20 protein-coding genes and 4 pseudogenes are annotated in these 20341 nt (G+C 62.1%); 20 read left to right on the top strand and 4 right to left on the bottom strand.

Annotation, left to right across the window (positions count from 1 at the left end; translation table 11 throughout):
* Position 1: 1 nt before the first annotated feature.
* Complete coding sequence (locus AC6IY7_RS19695; RefSeq protein ID WP_497783095.1) at positions 2-625, bottom strand: efflux RND transporter periplasmic adaptor subunit; 624 nt, start codon at positions 623-625, stop codon at positions 2-4.
* Between the two features lie 43 nt (positions 626-668).
* Here AC6IY7_RS19695 and AC6IY7_RS19690 point away from each other — a divergent pair, with 43 nt between their 5' ends.
* The 8 genes and pseudogenes from AC6IY7_RS19690 (at position 669) to AC6IY7_RS19655 (ending at position 5251) form a co-directional block, all read left to right on the top strand.
* Positions 669-1283, top strand: coding sequence for a sensor histidine kinase (locus AC6IY7_RS19690; protein WP_497783094.1), 615 nt, complete (start codon positions 669-671; stop codon positions 1281-1283).
* A pseudogene (locus tag AC6IY7_RS19685) lies at positions 1252-1695 on the top strand (ABC transporter transmembrane domain-containing protein); the annotation flags it as partial. The gene AC6IY7_RS19690 and the pseudogene AC6IY7_RS19685, both read left to right, overlap by 32 nt.
* The gene (locus tag AC6IY7_RS19680; protein ID WP_497783135.1) at positions 1652-1912 is read left to right on the top strand and encodes a DUF1656 domain-containing protein; all 261 of its coding nucleotides are present in this window, start codon (positions 1652-1654) and stop codon (positions 1910-1912) included. The pseudogene AC6IY7_RS19685 and the gene AC6IY7_RS19680, both read left to right, overlap by 44 nt.
* Complete coding sequence (locus AC6IY7_RS19675; RefSeq protein WP_497783134.1) at positions 1909-2802, top strand: efflux RND transporter periplasmic adaptor subunit; 894 nt, start codon at positions 1909-1911, stop codon at positions 2800-2802. Before AC6IY7_RS19680 ends, AC6IY7_RS19675 begins: the two co-directional genes overlap by 4 nt.
* A gap of 261 nt (positions 2803-3063) precedes the next feature.
* Entirely contained in the window at positions 3064-3585 is a 522-nt protein-coding gene (locus tag AC6IY7_RS19670) for a transposase family protein (protein WP_497783093.1), read from the top strand.
* Positions 3506-3676 (top strand): hypothetical protein, encoded by a 171-nt coding sequence (locus AC6IY7_RS19665; protein ID WP_497783147.1) that lies wholly within the window; start codon positions 3506-3508, stop codon positions 3674-3676. Before AC6IY7_RS19670 ends, AC6IY7_RS19665 begins: the two co-directional genes overlap by 80 nt.
* A gap of 50 nt (positions 3677-3726) precedes the next feature.
* A pseudogene (locus AC6IY7_RS19660) lies at positions 3727-4030 on the top strand (IS6 family transposase); the annotation flags it as partial.
* 105 nt (positions 4031-4135) lie between these two features.
* A complete protein-coding gene (locus AC6IY7_RS19655) occupies positions 4136-5251 on the top strand; it encodes an IS4 family transposase (protein WP_497783092.1) in 1116 nt (371 codons plus the stop codon).
* Between the two features lie 389 nt (positions 5252-5640).
* Here the strand turns inward: AC6IY7_RS19655 and AC6IY7_RS19650 are convergent, their stop codons facing one another.
* Both AC6IY7_RS19650 and AC6IY7_RS19645 read right to left on the bottom strand, forming a co-directional pair.
* Positions 5641-6123 (bottom strand): tautomerase family protein, encoded by a 483-nt coding sequence (locus AC6IY7_RS19650; RefSeq protein ID WP_497783091.1) that lies wholly within the window; start codon positions 6121-6123, stop codon positions 5641-5643.
* Positions 6124-6175: 52 nt separating this feature from the next.
* The gene (locus AC6IY7_RS19645; RefSeq protein ID WP_497783090.1) at positions 6176-7582 is read right to left on the bottom strand and encodes an NAD-dependent succinate-semialdehyde dehydrogenase; all 1407 of its coding nucleotides are present in this window, start codon (positions 7580-7582) and stop codon (positions 6176-6178) included.
* Between the two features lie 282 nt (positions 7583-7864).
* On the opposite strand from AC6IY7_RS19645, the gene AC6IY7_RS19640 reads away from it, so the two are divergent.
* From AC6IY7_RS19640 to AC6IY7_RS19605, 8 genes and pseudogenes are all read left to right on the top strand, one after another.
* The gene (locus tag AC6IY7_RS19640; RefSeq protein WP_497783089.1) at positions 7865-8944 is read left to right on the top strand and encodes an AraC family transcriptional regulator; all 1080 of its coding nucleotides are present in this window, start codon (positions 7865-7867) and stop codon (positions 8942-8944) included.
* 259 nt (positions 8945-9203) lie between these two features.
* The gene (locus tag AC6IY7_RS19635; RefSeq protein ID WP_497783088.1) at positions 9204-10013 is read left to right on the top strand and encodes an enoyl-CoA hydratase/isomerase family protein; all 810 of its coding nucleotides are present in this window, start codon (positions 9204-9206) and stop codon (positions 10011-10013) included.
* Between the two features lies 1 nt (position 10014).
* Positions 10015-11223 (top strand): CaiB/BaiF CoA transferase family protein, encoded by a 1209-nt coding sequence (locus AC6IY7_RS19630; RefSeq protein ID WP_497783087.1) that lies wholly within the window; start codon positions 10015-10017, stop codon positions 11221-11223.
* A 7-nt stretch (positions 11224-11230) separates the two neighbouring features.
* Positions 11231-12553 carry a fumarylacetoacetase gene (gene fahA, locus AC6IY7_RS19625; protein ID WP_497783086.1) on the top strand — a complete coding sequence of 441 codons (1323 nt, stop codon included), beginning with the start codon at positions 11231-11233 and terminating at the stop codon, positions 12551-12553.
* Positions 12554-12586: 33 nt separating this feature from the next.
* The gene (locus AC6IY7_RS19620; protein WP_497783085.1) at positions 12587-13186 is read left to right on the top strand and encodes a DUF302 domain-containing protein; all 600 of its coding nucleotides are present in this window, start codon (positions 12587-12589) and stop codon (positions 13184-13186) included.
* Between the two features lie 52 nt (positions 13187-13238).
* A pseudogene (locus tag AC6IY7_RS19615) lies at positions 13239-14100 on the top strand (alpha/beta fold hydrolase).
* Positions 14101-14203: 103 nt separating this feature from the next.
* Positions 14204-14397 (top strand): annotated as a pseudogene (locus AC6IY7_RS19610) (IS630 family transposase); the annotation flags it as partial.
* 251 nt (positions 14398-14648) lie between these two features.
* Positions 14649-15746, top strand: coding sequence for an L-dopachrome tautomerase-related protein (locus AC6IY7_RS19605; RefSeq protein ID WP_497783084.1), 1098 nt, complete (start codon positions 14649-14651; stop codon positions 15744-15746).
* 5 nt (positions 15747-15751) lie between these two features.
* On the opposite strand, the gene AC6IY7_RS19600 is transcribed toward AC6IY7_RS19605, so the two are convergent.
* The gene (locus AC6IY7_RS19600; RefSeq protein ID WP_497783083.1) at positions 15752-16684 is read right to left on the bottom strand and encodes a LysR family transcriptional regulator; all 933 of its coding nucleotides are present in this window, start codon (positions 16682-16684) and stop codon (positions 15752-15754) included.
* A 211-nt stretch (positions 16685-16895) separates the two neighbouring features.
* Between AC6IY7_RS19600 and amoA the strand changes: the two genes are divergently transcribed.
* From amoA to AC6IY7_RS19580, 4 genes are read left to right on the top strand one after another with little or no spacing between them, the layout of a single operon-like run.
* A complete protein-coding gene (gene amoA, locus AC6IY7_RS19595) occupies positions 16896-17648 on the top strand; it encodes a bacterial ammonia monooxygenase, subunit AmoA (protein WP_497783082.1) in 753 nt (250 codons plus the stop codon).
* A gap of 12 nt (positions 17649-17660) precedes the next feature.
* Positions 17661-18905 carry a bacterial ammonia monooxygenase, subunit AmoB gene (gene amoB / locus AC6IY7_RS19590; RefSeq protein ID WP_497783081.1) on the top strand — a complete coding sequence of 415 codons (1245 nt, stop codon included), beginning with the start codon at positions 17661-17663 and terminating at the stop codon, positions 18903-18905.
* Positions 18906-18949: 44 nt separating this feature from the next.
* Positions 18950-19726, top strand: a complete 777-nt coding sequence (gene amoC, locus AC6IY7_RS19585) for a bacterial ammonia monooxygenase, subunit AmoC (protein ID WP_497783080.1) — start codon at positions 18950-18952, stop codon at positions 19724-19726.
* A 38-nt stretch (positions 19727-19764) separates the two neighbouring features.
* Complete coding sequence (locus AC6IY7_RS19580) at positions 19765-20259, top strand: tautomerase family protein (RefSeq protein WP_497783079.1); 495 nt, start codon at positions 19765-19767, stop codon at positions 20257-20259.
* The last annotated feature ends 82 nt before the right edge of the window (positions 20260-20341 follow it).

Genomic DNA, 20341 nt, shown 5'->3' with positions numbered 1-20341 from the left:
GTCAGCCTTTCGCCTGGACTTTGGCCGTCGTCGGCTCGCGCTCGCGCAGCTCGCCGGTGGCGTCGTCGATCACGACCTCGACGCCTCTGGCCTGCTGCCCGGCGCGCACGAGCTGTCGGCCTTCGACGATCACACGGTCGCCATCGCCGACTCCCGCGGTGACCAGCCAATTATTACCTAGGGCCTTGCCGATCGTGAGCACGCGCTCCTCGATCTTGTCGTCCTTGTCGAGCGCCAGCGCGGTCGCCTCGCCCTTGACGTTGCGGGCGACGGCGCGCTGAGGGAGGAGGAAGCCGCCGGGCGCGACGCCTTCCTCGACGATCGCGCGGACATACATTCCCGGCAACAGCAGGCGCGACGGATTGCGGAAGGTCGCGCGCATTGTCACGGTTCCGGTCGTCTGACTGACCTTGGCCTCTGTGAATTCGAGCCGACCCGTCATCGGATAGACCCAGCCATTCTCGAGCCTCAGCCTCACCTCGACTACGCGCCCCGACAATTTGACGCGGCCCTCGTCGATGGCCCGTCGCAGATCGAGCAAGGCGACGCTCGATCGGGTGAGGTCGACATAGATCGGATCGAGCGTGCGGATCGTGGTGAGTGTGTCGGCCTGACCGGCCGTCACCAGCGCGCCTTGCGCCGACGGCGTGTTCGAGCCGAGCGACGAATTGTTTCGGAATCTCCTGTCGCAAGTGGAAGGCTTGTCGCGCCTCGTCGACGATTTACGCATCGTCACCTTGTCGGAGAGTCGCCGGCTGGAGATGCGCTTCGAGCCGACCGATCTCGAGCAGGAGATTGGGCAGGCCGTCGACGCCATGCGGCCCGCTCTCGTCGACGCCGGCTTCGCGATCGAGCTCGACACCCGCCGAATCGTCCTGGCCTGCGACGGGGTACGATTGCGGCAGGCGCTGCTCGCCCTTCTCGAGAATGCAAAACGCTACGCGACGCCGGGGCTTTTGCGCGTTTCGACGAGAGCAGAGCAGGAGAGGCTCGTGATCGCCGTCGAGGACCAAGGGCCGGGCCTCAGTCCCGACTTCGCGCCTTATGCGTTTGACACATTCAGCCGGGCGGAAGCCTCGCGCTCGCGGCGCCACGGCGGCGCGGGCCTCGGCCTCTCCGTGGTGCGCGCCATAGCGGAGGCACATCACGGCCGCGCGGAATACAGAGCATCCTCGGCCGGCGGCGCGATCTTCGAGATCGCTCTACCGCTCCCCGAGCGCGCGATCGTATCGGCGGCGACGCGCCTGCCGCATGAAGGCGCCGCCACGACGCCGATCGAATAAACAGGACGATAGAATGACCGCTTCACCTGCAACGGACAGGCCTGAGAACGAGTCTCTCGTCTACGAGAAAGTCGCTGCAACGCATGTGTCTCTGCGTCGCGTTCTGGGACTGTTCACGCCTTACCGCGCCAAGATCGCCATTGTCGTTCTTTTGATGCTCCTCGGCGCGGGCGCGGGCATGTCGTCCCCTTTTCTCCTCCGCTCGATCATCGACGAGGCTCTGCCCCGTTCCGATCTGCATCAGCTCGTCACGCTGGTTGTCGCCCTGCTGCTCATCGCGGTCCTATCGACCTGTCTGACCACTGCGCAGGTGATTCTGTCCGTCAGGATCGGGCAGGCGATCATGCACGATCTGCGGGTGAGGGTCTATTCGCACCTTCAATCATTGTCTCTCGGCTTCTTCACGGCGACACGCGCGGGGGAGATTCAATCGCGCATCGCCAGCGATATTTCCGGACTGCAATCTCTCGTACGCGCTCGTCGCTTTCGTTCTGGAGATCGTGACCAAGCGAGCGCTCGAAACCATCGGCTTCTACCGCTTCGTCTGGCACCCGGCATTGTTCAATTTCGCCATGTTCCTCTGTCTGCTCGGCGCTTGCGTGCTTCTCTTGTCCACGGAACGGCTGTGAAAACGAAGCTGCTCACCCTCCTTCGCATCGCGACGACGTCGGTGCTCGCCATCGCGGCGGCCTTCATCGTCTGGCGCCTTTGGGAACATTACGAAGCGGAGCCCTGGACCAGGGACGGGCGCGTGCGCGCCGATGTCGTCGCCGTCGCCGCCGATGTGTCTGGGCTCGTCAGTGAGGTGCTCGTTCACGACGATCAATTCGTACGCAAGGGCGAGGCGCTGTTCCGCATCGATCGGGAGCGCTTCGTGCTCGCCTTGCGGCAGGCCGAGGCGATTCTCGAAGGACGCGCGGCCGCGCTCGACGCCGCGACGAAGGATCTCGCGCGCTATCGAGCTCTCGAGGCGACGAAGACGATCGCGGTTTCCAAGCAGCAGCTCGACGCGGCGGTCTCCGCGCAGGCCCAGGCCCAAGCGGCGTTGCGGCAGGCGGCGGCCGACCGCGATCTCGCCCGATTGAACCTCGATCGATCGGAGGTGCGCGCTTCCGTCAGTGGGCCATTGACGAATTTCGACCTGAGGCCCGGAGTCTATGTGACGGCCGGCAAGGGCGTCGCGGCGCTGATCGACGCCGAGAGCCTGCATGTCGACGGCTATTTCGAGGAGACGAAGCTGCCGATGATTCATGTCGGCGACCGCGCCGAGATCCATCTGATGGGCGAGACAAAGACGATTTTCGGGCGTGTCGAAGGAATAGCGGGTGGCATAGAAGATCGTGAGCGCAGCGCCGGGACGACGATGCTGCCGAATGTCAATCCGACATTCAGCTGGGTGCGGCTCGCGCAGCGCATACCGGTGCGCATCGCGCTCGATCCGGCGACCGGCGACGTGGCCATGATCGCGGGACGCACGGCGACTGTCGTTATCGGCGCGAAGAGTCGGCCGGCGCCATGACGCCGCCGGTCGACGAAACAGAGCGAGCGCCGAGGTCGTTCGAGGCTCGTCTTTCGATGCTAGCCTTCAGGATCCCGAATTATAATGAATCCGCTGCTCGGACAATGCTCTAGCTTCGCCGCGTCAAATGGAGCATTCGTGTGACCGTGAGCCTGATGCGTTGCTTCAAAGCGTCCTGCTCACTCCTAATTAGCTCCGCTTCACTCTCGGTGCAAATTGGTTGATCGTTGCGGTTTGGCTCGAGATGTCGCATCTTTCGGAATGAAAACATCAATTTGCTGGGCCCCTGCGCCAAATTTGCAGATTCTAACGGTCGAGCGCCCGGAGGCGGAATGGGCGGTCTCGCTGAGCGCCGACCCGCATGCAATATGTCCAGCATGCGGGCTGCAGTCGAATTCGCGGCATAGTTCCTATCATCGAAAACTCCGAGATCTTCCCGCGCAGGGGACGCCAGTCGACGTTCGGGTTCGCTTGACACGCTGGCGATGCGGCAATCAAAATTGCGAGCGGCGCATCTTCGTCGAACGCATTCCTGGGCGCGCAGCGCCGTTCGCGCGACAAACGACGCGCCTTGCGGGAGTTGTTCGCCTATTCGGGCATAGCGTAGGCGGACGGCCATCCGAACGGCTGATAAGTCGCCTTGGCATGCGGGTCGGTCACACCACGATTTTGAGAGAGATTAAGCGAAGCGCGCGCGGGCGCTGTGCCTGCCGATGTCAAAGTAGTCGGCGTCGACGATTGGGCATGGAAGAAGGGTATCAACTACGGAACGGTGATGGTTGATCTCGAGCGGCGACAAGTCATCGACGTTCTTCCTGATCACCCCGTGGCGTCGACCGCCGCGTGGCTCAGGGGGCTGATGCAAACAGCGTGAGCGGGACATAATCCGTGAGGGCGGAACCAGACGCTGGGGTATGGGTGATGCTGAGTGCGGACAATCTTTTCAAAGGCCGCCATTTCGACCGCGAGATCATCGTTCTCTGCGTGCGCTGGTATCTGCGATACAAGCTCAGCTTTCGAGATTTCGTGGAAATGATGGCCGAACGCGGCTTGTCTTTGGCCCACACGACCATCATGCGCTGGGTTCAGCGCTACGTTCCCGAGTTCGAAAAGCGGTGGAACCGCTTCGCGCCAGGTCGGCGGATCGTGGCGCGTCGACGAGACTTACGTCAAGATCAAGGGCCGCGGGGTCTATCTCTATCGCGCCGTCGACAAGGCGGGAAAGACGGCACGGCTGTCCGGCACAAAAATTGGTTGTACCAGCACATGACATTGATTCTAATCCAGTCCTGAGTTTGGCGACTCGTCGGGACATGGATTGGAGATCAACGTCATGCGGCATAAAAATACAGTCTTTCACGAGCTGCTCAAACTGCTTCCGTGGAAAACCTTCGACGCGCTCGTCGCGCAGCATCGCGCCGACGACCTCGTTCGCAGCTTCACGACACGCCATCAGCTCATCGCGCTGCTCTATGCGCAGTTTTCCGGCGCCGAGTCGCTGCGCGCCATCGAGACGGCGATGTCCAGCCATCAGGCGCGGCTCTATCATCTCGGCGGCAGGGCTCCCGCTCGCTCGACCTTCGCCGACGCCAACCGCCGTGTGGCGCAGACCGATCGCAAGACGCGGCGCGAGATCACGGACGTCGTGCGCCTCATCGATTCGACCAGCCTGCATCTTTCCGGCGTCGGCTGCGAATGGGCGCGGTTCTCCGCCGATGTCTGCGGCGCCAAGGCGCATGTGATCTTCGATCCCGATCTCGGGCGCCCGGTCTATCATTCGCTCACCGCCGCGAGGGTCAACGACATCACGGCGGCGAAGGAGATACCGATCGAGGCCGGCGCCACCTATGTGTTCGATCTCGGCTATTACGATTATGAATGGTGGGCGCGGCTGGACGCGGCCGGCTGCCGCATCGTCACGCGCTTCAAGACCAACACGCCGCTTTGCGAGGCGAAGGCTTTGCCGCTGGCGCCGGGCGCTCGGGTCATGAGCGACCGGATCGGCTTTCTGCCCGCTCGTCAGGCGAAGGCGCGCAAGAACCCGATGGCCGACGCGGTGCGCGAGATCGTGGTCGTGACGGACAGCGGCAAAACGCTGCGGCTGCTCAGCAATGATCTCGACGCGCCGGCGGACGAGATCGCCGACCTCTACAAGCGCCGATGGCTCATAGAGCTGTTCTTTCGCTTGATGAAACAGACGCTTCGTATCAAGCGGCTGATGGGCCGCTCGCAAAATGCGGTGCGCATTCAGCTTGCGGCCGCGCTCATCGCGCATTTGCTGCTGCGCCTCGCGCAAAGCATCGAAAAGAATAGCCGCGGCTTTCTCGATCTCGCAAGACTCGTGAAGGCCAATCTCATGCATCGCAAGAACATCGGAGACATGCGCGCGCCGCAGCCGAAAAGCGATCTAGATCCACGCCAATACGAGCTGTTGCTGTGCTCAGCTTGAACCGGACAGCCGTGGAAAGACGGTGGACTTCTCCTTTGTGCGCAGATGCTGCCTTTGCAGGATTCTAATTTGCACCGAGAGTGAAGCAGAGCTGGCGCGAGGCCGACAGCCGAAAGATTGTCCTTCGCCGTCCTCAGCGTTTTGCCGAGCGTCGTCGTATCGCCCTTGTCGGCTCCCTCGGTCACCCATACGTTCATCGATAATTTCCGCGACCGTAACCTTGCGATCTGCTGCACTTATGAGGACGCCGACGATCTCGACTTCGAGGGGCGAGCTCGGCGCCGAGCGAGCTCCGCAGGGGACAGGCGCGGTTTCTGAAGCGGAAACGAAGGTCGGCCGCAGGGGAAGCGGCCGACCCGCGCATCTCACATCGGCTCGGAGCCGGCCATTCAGGAGCCGGAGACGCCGGCATTCCAAATCTTCCCGCTGGCCGGAATCGTCTCGTGACAGGAGTATGGGCTGACCTTGTTTTCCGCGATCCAGCGCTTCTCCGCAACGGACTCGAAGGGGGGCGGAATCTGGCCTTGAATCGACCAGAGGTCGGCGGGAAGCTCATCCACAGTGACCTCCCAGTCGAATCCGCGGTCCTTGACCCAAGGGGCGATAAAACTATCGATGGTGTGAACCCACCAGCTTCTCACCACAGCGCCGTTCGCCGTTCGGGCCATCTGATCGATTTTGAACCGCACGAACTTCGGGTGCGGCCTGCCGCCGACGAAAATATTATTCGCCGCCACCTCTTCGAAGATGACCACGACGTAAAACGCTGGAATGGGAACCGTGCCGTACGCTTCGGTGATCTTCGCCACGAACTCCGCCTTGTCGGCGTCCGAATAGGCGCCGACCGGAGTGTAGACCTTCCATAGCGGCATTGCGCTTCCTCCCTCGATGTTATGGCTGCGCTCTGCGCCTTCCAGGCAGGCGTCAGCCGGATTGGACCGGTCCCCAGGGCGGGGAGCCAGCCGGAACGACGGTGACCAGCTTGCGATTGACGAATTCACCGAAGCCCAATTCCGACAGCTCGCGGCCATAGCCCGAGCGCTTGACGCCGCCGAACGGCAGCTCGGGGGTCGTCCAGGCCGGCTGGTTCACGAAGACCATTCCGCTCTCGATCCGATCGGCGACCGCGCGGCCGCGCGCTGTATCGTCGGCGAAGACCGAGCCGCCGAGACCGAATGGGCTGGCGTTGGCGAGGGCGATCGCCTCCTCCTCGGTGTCGACGACGAAAAGGGACGCTACGGGACCGAACAGCTCCTGCGAGCAAACCGGGTTTTCAGAGGTGATGTCCGTCAGGACCGTCGCCTGCAGATAGAAGCCCGGCCGGGCGATGCGTTCGCCGCCGATCACGACTTTGGCGCCGCCTTTCTTGGCGGCGCTGATCTGGTCGAGCAGAAGGTTCAATGCGCGTTCCGAGGACACCGGCCCGAGCCCTGTGTCTTCCGCGGTCGGCTCGCCGACTTTCAGTCTCGCCATGCCGCCGACAAAGGCGTCTTGGAACGCCTGTCCTCGCGCCTGGCCGACCACGATGATGCGCTTGGACGACACGCAGCTCTGGCCCGTGTTGAACATCCGGCCGAAGATGGCGCTCTCGACCGTGGACTCGAGCGGCGCATCCTCGAGGACGATGAACGGGTCGCTGCCGCCCAGCTCGGCGACAACCTTTTTCAGATTGCGTCCAGCCCGTTCCGCCACGGCGGAGCCGGCGCGCTCGCTGCCGGTGATGGTCACCCCGACGATGCGGGGGTCGTCGATCAGGCGCCCGACCTGCTCGATGCTGGCGAAGAGATTGGTGAAAACGCCCCCAGGCGCTCCGGCGTCGCGCATCAGCCGCTCGAACGCCAGCGCGCATTGCGGCACGCTTTCGGCGTGCTTGAGCAGCACGACATTGCCCGCGGCGAGTTGCGGGCCGACGACGCGAGCCACCTGATAGTAGGGGAAATTCCACGGCTCGATCGCCAGGATCACTCCGATCGGGCGGGTCTCGAGCACGCTGTCGGGGAAGCCGGAGAAGGTCTTCGGCCTCGAGAATTCCTCGGCGTGGCTGGCGTAATAGTCGAGGATCGCGGCGGAAAGCTGGACCTCCGCCATGGCCGCTCCCGAAAGCTTGCCCATCTCGAGAGTGACGTAGCCGGCATATTCATCCGCTCGCTCCCGCAGCAGCGCCGCCGCTTTCGAAAGGATCCGAGCTCGCTCCGCTACCGGGCGATCGCGCCAGTCCGTCTGGTAGGCCCGTTGAGCGGCGGCGGCGGCCGATTCGAGCGCCGCTTCGGAGATATCGGCGAAGGACTTCAAGCGCGCTCCCGACGCCGGGTTCACAGTCTCGTAGGCCATGCGTTCCTCCGTCATTGTGATCGAGCCACGATGGTTCTTGCAGCGCTTGTTTGTCTGTCTCGTCGCGGAGCTTAGGCGTTCGCGTCGTCGTCAATAACGTCGAACTGTGCCAATCTAGGCGTTCGAACGTGCCACGGGCCGCGCCGGGGAACTCGGCGGCGTCGGTCGATTTGGCGTGTCCCGTCGAGCCTCTGATCGGCCTGCCGACGACGGGACGCCCGTTGCGCGGCGGCAGAAGAGGTGGTCAATTCGCGCCAATGTCCGAACGAGGAGGAGGGATCGTTGAAAGCGATCAAGATCGTGCATCCACTGCCGGACGACCACGACGCTCCGACGCAAAGCCTGCTCGGGTTGAGCGCGCTCGCCGCGGAATTAGGCGCGCAGGGCGTCTCCGTCGAAGAGCTTTTCGCGCGGACGGGCATCCAGCCTCGCCAGTTGGAGGACCCAAAAGCGCGCATGTCCCACCGCCAGCGGCTGTCCATTTACGCCAATGCCCGCCGACTGGCGACGCGACCGGAGATCGGCCTGCTCGCCGGCGCGCGGCAGCGGCTGAGCGACTACGGCATCTACGGTTACGCCATGGTCAGTAGCGCGACTTTCGGCCAGGCGCTGCTGCTCTCCGTCGAACATGTGACCATGGCGGGGCCGGCGGTGAGGCAGATCAGCTTCAGCATCGAAAACAACACCGCCATTCTGCGGAGCCATGGCGTGGAGGCGCTGGGCGACTTGCTGCCCTTCGCCGCCGAGTTCTGGCGCAGCTCGATGACGTCGCTGTTCAGCCACGTCCTGGGAGCGCCCTTTCCGACCGAGCGCATGATTTTCACCTTCCCGCGCCCGCAATATTGGCGGCTCTACGAGCGGATGTTCAATTGCCCGATCGAGTTCGGCGGCGAGACCATGGAGTGGCGTTTCGACCCCGCCGTCCTCGATCGAGCCTGCCCGAACGCCAACCCGATCACCGCCCAGGTGTGCCAGCAATTCTGCGATCGGGTGTTGGCCGAGACGACCGGCGGCGCCGATCTGGCGCGACAGATCCGCGTGGTCTGCCTAAACAGCTCGCAGCAATTTCCGCCCGCCCGGGACATCGCGGACAAGTTGGGCCTTTCTTTGCGCACACTGCATCGGCGGCTCTCGGAGAGCGGCGTGTCGTATCAAGGAATCATCGACGACCTGCGCCGATCGATCGCCATCGAATATCTGGAGAACACGAGGCTGCAGATCGAAGAGGTCGCCGAACGCGTCGGCTTCGCGGATGCGACGAGCTTCCGCAAGGCCTTCAAGAAGTGGACGGGACATGCGCCGAGCGTCTATCGCGGCGGCCTGCAGGCGGGGCCCGACGGGACCCTCTCCAACGCCGAATAGAGGCCAGGAAGCCTTACGCTCGGCGTGATCTGACCCGTTATGCTCCCCTGCGCGAACGATGGTCGCGAGGGCATGACGAGCAGCGAATATGAAAACGCGACGCTCGGTCTGACTGGCAGTTTCGAATACGAATATTGGCAGAGTCGGACATGGCCGGTTCGCCGGTTCGCCGGCACTCTCCCTCCCAGCGACGCAGCGAGGCGAAGCGCCAGCGTTCCAGTCGGCGGCAACGCGACTGTGGAGCACAGGGAGACAGGGAATGACGTCGACCGCCGTCCAGGACTCCCGAACGCCGGCGGCCGACGCGCCCGTCCAATGGACGCTCGACGGCGCAGTCGCCGTGGTGACGATGACCAAGCCGCCGCACAACCTTCTCGACGACGCCATGCTCGAAGCTCTCGTCGCCGCCTATCGGGCGGCGGTCGAGGCCGGCGCGCGCGCCATTCTGCTGCGCAGCGCCCTGCGCCATTTCTGCGCGGGCGCGGAGGTCGAGACCTTCGGCGTCACGACGGTCATACACACAGATCCCGTCAAATTCGCCGCCCTTATGGAGGGTCTGGAGAACGTCCCGGTCCCGACCATCGCCGCTCTGAACGGCGGCGTGTTGGGAGGCGGCCTGGAGATCGCGCTGACCTGCGACATGATCCTGGCCGCGGACTCCGCCTTCATGGGCCAAGTCGAGGTCGCGGTCGGCCTTCACCCGATGCTCGGCGGCACTCAGCGCCTGGTGCAGCGCGCGGGCGTCGCGCGCGCCAAGGAGATCGCGATGCTCGGCCGCCGCCACTCGCCGCAGGCTTTCGAGCGGTGGGGCGTCATCAATCTGGTCGTTCCCGAAGACGAGCTCGGCGCCGTCTCACTGACCTGGGCCCGACAGCTCGCCGCGGGCCCGACGCGGATTCTCGGCGGCATAAAGATGCTGGCCAATGAATCGGCGCGCGCGGGCGTTGCCGCAGCCGACCGGCGCCAAGTCGAGATCAACGAGATGACCTGGGCGACCGAGGATCGGAAACGCGGGATCGAGGCGTTCCTGAAGACCGGGCCGGGCACGGCCGTCTACCAGGGAAACTGAGATGTCCGCGCCCCTCCAAGGCCTGCGCGTTATCGACTTCACCCGCGTTCTCGCGGGTCCCCATTGCACCAAGGCGCTACGCGACCTCGGCGCCGACGTCATCAAGATCGAGCCCCCGTCGGGCGACATCGGTCGCAAGGGCCTGCCGCACATTGGCGACATGGGCCTCTATTTCGTCCAGCAGAACGCCGGCAAACGCAACCTCAGCCTCGACCTCAATTGGAAAGAGGCGCGGGAGATCGTCACGGAGCTCTGCCGCCACGCCGACATCATCGTGGAAAATTTCCGCCCGGGCACGCTCGCGCGCTTCGGCCTCTCTTACGCAGAGGTGAGCGCCTACAATCCCCGTATCGTCTATGTGTCGATCAGCGGTTACGGCCAATCCACGTCCTGGCGCGGCCGGCCCGCCTTCGCTCCCACGGTGCAATGCGAGACGGGCCATACTTCGATTGTCCACGCCCATTACGGCGCCGCTCTCGGCGCGCCGATGAACGACGCCGCGAGTCACGCCGATGTCTATACCGGGCTGCAGGGGGTGATCGCGGTGCTCGCCGCCCTCGAGCACCGGCACAAGACCGGGAAAGGCCAGCACGTCGACGTCTCGATGGCCGCCACTATGCTCTCGGTCAACGAGCGCGCCGGCGCCCTGCTGTCGGAGATCGACACAGAGGGCGAGCCGATCGCTCTTTCGGCCAATGAATCCCACATCTACGAGCTGCCCGGAGGCAAACGGCTGACGATCGCCGCCAGCCCGATCTACACGCCAATGTTCGTGAGCTATTGCGGAATGATGCGGCGGACGGATCTGCTGGTCGACCCGCGGTTCGCCACGGCGCGGCTCCGGAGGACCAACCTCGAAGCCCTCCTCGCCGAGGTGCGGGCCTGGATCCTGACCTTCGAGGATCTGGCGCAGCTGCAGACCCAAGTGGGCGAAGTCCGTTCGATCACCGAGTTCGCGAAGACGGACTGGGCCAGGGAATGGAACGCCATCGTCGCGGTCGACGACCGCAACGGCGGCACGACGCCGATGCCGGGCGCTCCATGGATCTTCAGCGGCGCCGAGCTGCCGGCGCCGGGCGCTCCGGCCTTTCAGGGCGAGCACAATGCCGAGATCTGCGCGGAAGCTAATGTGGCGCCCGAAGCCATCCAAAGCTTGAAGGACCGACGCATCCTTCTGAGCCGCCGCAGCGTCACGGGCGATTTCGATTGAGGTCACCATGATCGCGATCAACCACACACACGACCCGGCCGCACGCAGCTGGGTGGCCGGCGCCGACCGGCCCGACGGCGACTTTCCGATTCAGAATCTCCCTTTCGCGGTGTTTCGACGCGCAGGCGAGCAGCATCATTGGCGGGGCGGCGTCGCAATCGGCGATCACATCGTCGACCTGCATGCGCTCGGAGACGCCGCCTTGCTCGAGGGCGCCGCCGCCGCGGCCGCGCAAGCCTGCGTCTCGCCGTCCCTGAACGCTCTCTTCCGGCTCGGGCCCATCGCCTGGCGAGCGCTGCGCCACGGCCTGTTCGATCTCTTGAAGGAAGGCGCTCCGCCGGCGGGGCGCGACGCCGTGGCCGCGTGTCTGGTTCCGCGGGAGGAGGCGATTTTCAAGGTCGCGACCGACATCGGCGACTACACTGATTTCTATACCTCGCTGTTTCACGCGGACAATATCGGCAGGGCGATGGGCCTCGATCTGGTCACGCCGAATTTTCGCTGGATGCCGCTCGCCTACCACGGCCGGGCCTCCAGCATCGGCGTCAACGGGCGTCCGGTCTGCCGACCCCTGGGGCAGGCAAAGCCTCCTGGCGCGGTCGTCCCGCAGCTGCGGGCATGTCAAAGGCTGGACTACGAGGCGGAGCTGGCGATCTACATCGGCCAGGGCAATGCGGCCGGCGAACGGGTTCCGATCGACGAGGCCGAGGACAAGGTGTTCGGCATCGGCCTGCTCAATGATTGGTCGGCCCGCGACATCCAGGTCTGGGAGCAGGCGCCGCTCGGACCGTTCCTGGCGAAGAACTTCGCGACCAGCGTGTCGCCGTGGATTGTCACCCTGGAGGCGCTGGCGCCGTTTCGCGCGGCGGCGCCACGCCCGGAGGGCGATCCCGCGCCACTGCCCTATCTCGACAGCGATCGGAACCGAATGTCCGGCGGCTTCGACATCGTAATGGAAGTCCGCTTGGGCACGGCGCGTCAGCGAGAGGCCGGCCGGTTGCCTCGGCGCGTGTCGGTCACCAGCTTTCGTCACCAATATTGGACGGTGGCGCAGATGATCGCCCACCATACGGTGAACGGCTGCAATTTGCAGATCGGCGATGTGATCGGCAGCGGCACGGTTTCCGGCCCCGGCGAAGGGGAGGCAGGGGCGCTGAGCGAGCTCGGCAAGGCCGGAAACGCTCCCGTGCCACTAGGCGCCGGCGAGGAGCGCGCCTTCCTCGAAGACGGCGACACAGTCACCTTGTCCGGCTATTGCGCGAAGGATGGTTTCGCTCGGATCGGCTTTGGCGACTGCGTCGGCGAGGTGCAGCCAGCGCCCACATTGTAGAAGCCGCCCGCGACGGCGGCGCCACGCGGTCGCGTGGGCATTGCGATGATCGTGGCACAAGGGCGCATCACGCTCGTCTGGCGGCGTCGGCAAGGGAGATACGCGAATGGTCTCGATAACCACCATGAGGCGGCCATGATCGATAGCTTCACCGTCGAGCATTATGAGCATGTCAGCCATCGCTCCTTCGAGGATGTCGTCGCCGCCTTCGAGGCCGAGCTCGGCAGTGTCGAGGACGGCGCGATTCCAAGGGAGGTGGCCGCGGCGACGAGTCGCACCGACTTCGAGACGCGCATCAGGCGCTACGAGGGTCGAAGCGGCTTCATGCGCTTCTTGACCAACGATCACGGCGCCTGGATGGGGAGGATGGGCACGGACGCTAAAATTCGTTCGTATGTCATCGGCAACCCGCTGATCGCGCAGACCATGATCACGCACGACTCCGGCGTCGGCCTCAACGTCCCGATCAGAGTCGTGATCTTCCGAACGTCGACGGGCGAAGTTCGCCTAGCCTATGATCTGCTGTCATCTCTGATGAGCCGGCTCCACAACGAAGACGTATCCGCTGCGGCTCTCGAGCTCGACGCCAAGCTCCGCGCTTTGGCGGAGCGCGCAAGAGGCGCTGTCGCGTGAAATCGACACGGACGCAGTCCGCTTATGTTTCCCTGACCAACCGGAGGATGACATGACCGATCTCGATGCAGCGACATCCGAGCGCGCGACGCTGGAAACCGCGCCCACACGTTACGTCGAAGGCGGCGGCATCCGCTTCGCCTATCGCCGGCTCGGCCCTTCGACCGGAACGCCACTGGTCTTGTTGCAGCATTTCTCGGGCAACATCGACGCATGGGATCCCGCCGTCGTGAACGCCCTGGCGTTGGATCGTCCGGTGATCGCGTTCGACAACGCCGGCGTCGGCCGTTCCACGGGCGAGACGCCGGACAGTGTTGCGGCCATGGCCCGCGACGCCATGACATTTCTCGACCTTCTCGGCTTCTCGAAAGTCGATCTGCTGGGATACTCGCTCGGCGGCTGCGTCGCTCAGCAGATCGCGGCCGAACACGGCTCCCTCGTCCAGAAGCTGATCCTCGTCGGCACAGCGCCACAGGGCGGCGAAGAGCATTTGCTGGCGGTTCTCGAAGAGGCGTTCTCCCACACCGAAGCGCCGGATCCGCGGCTGCCGCTGTTCTTCACCCGATCGGCGACGAGCCAAGCCGCTGGCAGGGCGTTTCTCGATCGAGTTTACGCCCGGAAGGACGATCGGGACACCGACAACGGCAGCGCCGTAACCGATCCGCAGGCGAAGGCGCTGATCACCTGGTGCGCAACGCCCGACCCTGAGCACGCGATCCTGAGCGCGATCGAGCAGCCCAGCCTTGGTGGTGAGCGGCAGCCACGACACCATGCTGCCAGCGAGCAACGCTTATGCGATGTTCAAGGCGATGAGCAATGCACAGCTCATTCTGTATCCCGACTCCGGCCACGGCGCCCTCTTCCAGCACCACTCACTTTTCGTGAGCCAAGCGCGAGCCTTTCTGGACGCCTAGCGCATCATCCGAGCATGCCGATTCGATAACGCGGCACGGATCGTAAGCGAAGCGCCGATGGGCATTGCCGGCGCGAAGGGCCCGGGAGGCGATCAGGGGCGGGATGTTGCGCCGTCAGGCCGCGCGCGGTTCGATATAGGTGGGCCGACCGCCGTGCGTTAGACCAAGCGCGTCGTGATCACTGGCGAGGTCGGCACGGCGAATATGGCCTGCGACCGTCGCTCGCAGAGGATCGAGACCCATGCCGACTTCATTCTCACGCAGATAGAGGAAAATGCGATCCTCTCCACTCTCGATCGCCTGCACGGAGATGTCCCCAGATCATCTCGAAACTTCTCCCCTCTATCCCGATGCGGGTTCCGCCAGACGCACTCAGCGTCCATCTTGTAGAGGTCGGACGACGACGATTGATCAGCCGAGGCAATCTTCATCGACCGACAACCGACCCGGAAATGAATAGCCTTCACCCCGCGATCAAAAGAATTCATTTCCGGTTCTGCCGCTCATCTAACTACGATATCCACCACTCATACAGGATGGAGAAGGCATTGAAGAAATTGCTGACGCTCGCCGTCATCGGTTGGTTCGGCGTCTCTGGCGCGCTCGCGGAAGCGCCGGATAGAGTTTCCGTAATCGGCTTGCTCCAACAGGCCCCGGGAAACGTCACAGCTACGCCCGCCGGCAAGATTGTAATGAGCCAGCATCAATTCTACGAGCCCAGCGCTTCGGTGGTGGAGTGGCGCGCCGACGGCTCGATCACGCCGTTCCCGAGCGAAGCTCTGAACGATAGGAGCCGGCGCTCGGGACTCTCCTTGGACTCGGTTCTCGGCATTCGCACCGACGTAGATGGCGTCGTGTGGATGCTGGACAATGGAATGCGAAGCAGCGTCACGCCAAAGCTCGTCGGATGGGATACACGCCAGAACAAGCTCCACAGCGTCATTTATCTCCCCGAACCTATCGCTCCGAAAAACGCCTTCGTGAACGACTTCGCTGTGGATCGTCGGCACAATAGGATATTCATCGCGGATCCCGCCGGAGGCGCAAACGCAGCCATAATCGTCGTCGATCTGGCGACCGGAGCGTCCCGCCGCGTATTGGAGGGACATGCAAGCGTCATCCCCGAAAGTCGCGATCTCGTGATCGATGGACGACCAATCGAGACCAAAGACGCATCCGGACGCCTCTCGCGACCGCGAATCGGCGTGAATCCGATCACCGAGGATCTCGCGAACGAATGGGTCTATTTCGGCCCAATGCATGGGACGAGCCTCTATCGTATCAAAGCCGCAGACCTCGCGGACGAAAACCTCGAGCAAAGCGCATTGGCCGCAAAGGTGGAGCGGTACAGCGCCAAGCCCATTTGTGACGGCATAACTATCGACAAGGATGGCAACATCTATCTCGGGGACCTCGCGGACAACGCCATAGGCGTGATCAAGACCGACCGCAGCTATTTCCGACTGGTGCAAGGTCCCGAACTCGCATGGGTGGATTCATTGGCTTTCGGCCCTACGGGAAAATTGTACGCCGTCGTGAATCAGCTCCACAGATCCGCAGCTTTGAGCGGAGGGGCCGATCGATCCAAGCCTCCTTACCTTCTGATCGACGTCAAAGCGCTTGCCGAGGGGATGCCTGGGCGATGAGAAGGCTAGATCTTCGATGATTCGAGCACTCGGCAGACCGACGCGATTTGCTCCCTCAGCCATCTATGCGCGGGGTCACGCTCGCGCAAAGGATGCCAGACCATGACGAGATCATAGCGCGGCAACTCGATTGGAAGCGATAAAATCGTCAACGGAGCCTGCGACATGAAGCAATTGGCGATTCGTTCAGGCAAAGACAATTCCATATCAGTCTGGGCCACTATCAAGGGCGCCGACAAAAAGTGTGGGACGGTCAACGCGACCCGGCGCGACAAGCCACGTTCGGCGAGCCAATCGTCTATGACGCCGAATCGGGTTCCGGTACGCGATATCAACATGTGCTTCATCGCGAGATAGTCGTCGAGAGTGAGGTCTTTCACGCCCGACTTCGGGTGCCCTCGTCTGACGACCGACACCATGCGATCCTCGAATAGCTTTTCACGAACCAGATGGGTCGGCGGCTTCAAAACAGCGTCGAAACCGAGAACGACATCGAGCTCGCCATATTCGAGATCATGCTCCGGAAACGGCTGTTGCGTGCGCTTGATATGAATGTCGACGCCGGGGGCCGTCGAATCGATCTGTTCCATAAGCAGAGGCGCAACTAATAAATCCATGTAATCCGTCGCGGCGATATTGAAGCGTTGCCGGCTTTCCGACGCGTCGAAATTCTCCGGCTCTTGAATCAAGCTATTCGCGTCGCGCAACAGAGCCTTGACTGGACCAGCCAATGAAAGCGCACGCTCGGTCGGCCTCATGCCGCCTGAGGCTCTCACGAGAAGGGGGTCGTCGAATTGCTGTCGAAGCCGTTGAAGCGCATGGCTCATCGCCGACTGCGTCACATACATTCTCTCGGCGGCGCGGGAGACGCTCAGCTCGTCCATCAAGACGTCGAAAGTGATCAGCAGATTGAGATCGAAGTTTCTGAGTTCCGACATCGTGTCCTTCGCTGCATTCCGAGGGATGCTTCGATCGCATGACGAGACTGGGTGCAAGGCCCCCGACCGCCAAGTGAATTTCGCTTATGCCCTCATCGAATTTGATCATTTTTCGTCCGGGAGGACTCTGAATAGTGTTCGCGAGACGTTCGCCTTCGAACGCGGACACACAAAGACAAAATGGCCTCGATGGTCTGGGCAGGAGAGCGAGATGACTGTTACCACCCTCAAAGCGCCAGCTACACCATACACGGGTGAAAAGGCGCGGCTGAGTCGGGCTTATGACTACCTGGTCCTAGTGTTGGCGCTCTTTCTTTTCATCGGCGCCTTTCACCTTCATGTCGCCCTCACGGTCGGCGACTGGGACTTTTGGATCGACTGGAAAGATCGCCAATGGTGGCCCCTTATCACTCCTTTGATGATGATCACGTTCCCGGCCGCGGTGCAAGCGGTTCTGTGGCCCAACTTCCGCTTGCCTCTCGGCGCCACTCTCTGCATCTCCTGTCTGTTGATCGGCACATGGATCGCTCGATTTTTCGCCTATCATTTGTGGAATTTTTTTCCGATCAACGAGGTTCTTCCGGCGACGATGCTGCCGAGCGCCCTCGTGCTCGATGCGGTGCTCATGTTGACAAACAGCCTGACAGTCACCAGCATTTTCGGCGGCATGGCGTTCGCGTTGCTTTTTTATCCGAGCAATTGGCCGATCTTCGCGATGTTTCATATTCCTGTCGAGTACGGTGGAGCGCAGCTCACCGTGGCCGACCTGTTCGGCTTCGAATACATCCGCGCGGGCACGCCCGAGTATCTTCGCCTGATCGAAAGGGGCACGTTGCGCACCTACGGTCAGTATGCGACGCCCTTGTCGGCATTCTGCTCCGCTCTTCTCTGCACGCTGATGTACCCATTGTGGTGGTGGCTCGGTAAGGCCTTCGCGACGACGAAATACGTCAAAAATATCTGAGGAGCCTCGTCCATGAGAAACATGCTGAAATATCTCCTGGCTGGCGCCGGCCTGACTTTGATCACCTCCGTTCTATGGCCGAATGGGGCGCTCGCCCACGGCGAAAAGGCGCTGGAGCCTTTCGTTCGAATGCGGACCGTGCAATTCTATGACGTGGAGTTGTCGAAGACCAAGCTTGCCGTCAACGAAGAGATTGTGATGACGGGCAAATTCCACGTCGCCGAGGACTGGCCGCGCGGCGTGGCGAAACCAGACGTGACATATCTCAATGTGTCGGCGCCTGGCCCCGTGATGGTTCGCACGGAACGCTACATAAACGGACAACCGTCGGTAAGCTCATTCACGTTGAAACTGGGCGGGGACTACGAGTTCAAGGTCGTCCTCAAAGGTCGTGTGCCGGGACGCTTCCATATCCATCCGTTTTTCAACCTGCATGATGCGGGCCCAGTCATGGGGCCGGGAGAGTGGATCGAAATTTCAGGGGTGCCGTCGGCCTTCGTCAACGAAGTGAAGGCCCTCGACGGTTCGGTGATCGATATGGAGACTTATGGGCTCGCCAACGGCGTTGCCTGGCACGTTCTCTGGATCGTCATAGGGTCCGCATGGCTCGTCTGGTGGGTGAGACGACCTTTGTTCTTGCCGCGCTTCAGAATGGTTCGAGACGGACGCGCCTCCGAACTGATTTCCGCGCTGGATACGAAGATCGCCTTCGGGATTCTCATCGGCGTACCGGCGATCGTCCTCGCGGCCAACCTGATCACGGACCGCCGATACTCAAGCGCCATCCCGTTGCAAGCCGCATTGGATCAAATCGAACCTCTGCCCAAAGTCGTAAATGGCGGCCCCGTAAGCGTACGGGTCCAACGGACGGAATTCAATGTTCCGGGCCGGGCAGTCACACTGTTCGCTCTCGTTCACAACAGATCTGACCAACCGGTCAGCGTCACGGAATTCGCGACCGCCAATCTGCGCTTTCTCTCGCCGAGGAAAGATGGCGTCATGAAGGAGCTCGCAGGCCGCAGCGACGCCGATATCGCCAAGGGCGGTCTGACGCTCGATTCGGACGAACCTCTCGCGCCGGGTGAATCGCGAATGATTCGTATGACCGCGACCGACGCGCTGTGGCAGACCGAAAGGCTCGACGGTCTCGTGCGGGACGCCGACAGCCGTATCGGCGGACTTCTCTTTTTCGAAGACGGAACCGGTGCGAGACACATCGCCAGCGTCTCTTCTCCGGTGATCCCAAAATTCAACTGACACGCGGCGAGCCACGACGTGTAATTCGACCAGGGAGACTTGACATGACTTTCGTACCTCGAGCGGCGTCGTCCACGCCGATCCGTGAGACAGCCGGCCTGCCGTGGTATCTTCGAGATATTCTCAAATACCTCGCGACATTCGCAGTCATGAGTGCCATCTATGTCGGCTTCCGACTCTACCAGGGCGCATACGGCATATCGACCGGGCTCGATTCGAGCGAGCCCGCATTCGAAGAGCATTGGATGCGGCTTCTCTACCTCGAAGGCGCTTTTCTCGCCGTGGTTTTTCCGACCTTGTGGGGATATCTCTGGGTTACCCGAGATCGCGACCTTGAGGCGATCGCTCCCAAAGAGGAGATCACACGATACTTCACGCTCACGATGTGGATCAGCATCTATACGTTCGCTGTCTATTGGGCGGGCAGCTATTTCGCGGAACAGGACAACTCCTGGCATCAGGTATCGGTTCGTGACACGCCGTTCACGGCCAACCATATCATCGAATTCTACTTCAACTTTCCATTCTACATCCTGATGGGCGGTTCCGCTTGGATTTACGCACGAACGAGACTCCCCTTGTTCGCAAAGGGAATCTCTGTGCCACTCACGCTGGCGGTCGTCGGTCCGTTCATGATCTTCGTGAGCGTCGGATTCAACGAATGGGGTCATACCTTCTGGTTCCGCGAGGAATTCTTCGCTGTTCCGATCCACTGGGGCTTTGTCACCGGCGTTTGGTTCGCCCATGGAGTCGGTGGAATTCTCCTCCAGCAGGTGACGAGGATAACGGAATTGCTGGATCAGATCGAAGACGCGCCGTGAGACCTAGTTCCTCTCGATAGATGAGCAGCGAGGGAGACTTGCATCGGACGCATGCTCCCTCGGCATGCCAAGCAAATATCTCTCTGTCGCGCGCGAGATCGTCCTGCGGAATCTTTCGCCCTAAACAGGAAAGTGAATCTGAAATGCCACTAGTTCGCATCGACGTAAACAAGAACGCCTCGAGCGATTTGATCCGAGCAGTCAGCGACGCCGTGTGCGATGCAATGGTCGAAGTCGCCAAGGTTCCTATGCATGACAAATTCCAGATCGTCACGCGGCACGACGCCGACGAAATCATTTTTCCTACCGAGGGGTATCTCGGAGCCAATTACTCAACCAATATTATGTTCATCGAGATCATCTGGCTGGGAGGCCGGTCCGTTGACACAAAACAGAAATTTTATGCGCGTATCGTCGACGACATCCACAGGAAACAAAATGTCAGAAAAGAGGATATTGTTATCGTGCTTTTGGACAATGGACGTGAAGATTGGTCGTTCGGAAACGGCATCATGCAATACGCACCAAAGTGATCCGAGTCGTCTTGAGCACAAGCATCGAGCAGCCTTCGAATTCAAACCAAAAATAATGCGGGTCGATACATGAGCGGTTGTG

Source organism: Methylosinus sp. is20ea (assembly GCF_059718135.1).
Note: the sequence above shows the minus strand (reverse complement) of the source record. Positions and strands in the feature narration are given on the sequence as shown.

What these genes read in the sequence shown, in the direction of transcription:
- AC6IY7_RS19670 (WP_497783093.1), top strand. Translation starts at nt 3,064, where the DNA reads ATGAAAACATCAATTTGCTGGGCCCCTGCGCCAAATTTGCAGATTCTA.
- AC6IY7_RS19655 (WP_497783092.1), top strand. Translation starts at nt 4,136, where the DNA reads ATGCGGCATAAAAATACAGTCTTTCACGAGCTGCTCAAACTGCTTCCG.
- AC6IY7_RS19650 (WP_497783091.1), bottom strand. Translation starts at nt 6,123, where the DNA reads ATGCCGCTATGGAAGGTCTACACTCCGGTCGGCGCCTATTCGGACGCC.
- AC6IY7_RS19645 (WP_497783090.1), bottom strand. Translation starts at nt 7,582, where the DNA reads ATGGCCTACGAGACTGTGAACCCGGCGTCGGGAGCGCGCTTGAAGTCC.
- AC6IY7_RS19635 (WP_497783088.1), top strand. Translation starts at nt 9,204, where the DNA reads ATGACGTCGACCGCCGTCCAGGACTCCCGAACGCCGGCGGCCGACGCG.
- AC6IY7_RS19630 (WP_497783087.1), top strand. Translation starts at nt 10,015, where the DNA reads ATGTCCGCGCCCCTCCAAGGCCTGCGCGTTATCGACTTCACCCGCGTT.
- fahA (WP_497783086.1), top strand. Translation starts at nt 11,231, where the DNA reads ATGATCGCGATCAACCACACACACGACCCGGCCGCACGCAGCTGGGTG.
- AC6IY7_RS19600 (WP_497783083.1), bottom strand. Translation starts at nt 16,684, where the DNA reads ATGTCGGAACTCAGAAACTTCGATCTCAATCTGCTGATCACTTTCGAC.
- amoA (WP_497783082.1), top strand. Translation starts at nt 16,896, where the DNA reads ATGACTGTTACCACCCTCAAAGCGCCAGCTACACCATACACGGGTGAA.
- amoB (WP_497783081.1), top strand. Translation starts at nt 17,661, where the DNA reads ATGAGAAACATGCTGAAATATCTCCTGGCTGGCGCCGGCCTGACTTTG.
- amoC (WP_497783080.1), top strand. Translation starts at nt 18,950, where the DNA reads ATGACTTTCGTACCTCGAGCGGCGTCGTCCACGCCGATCCGTGAGACA.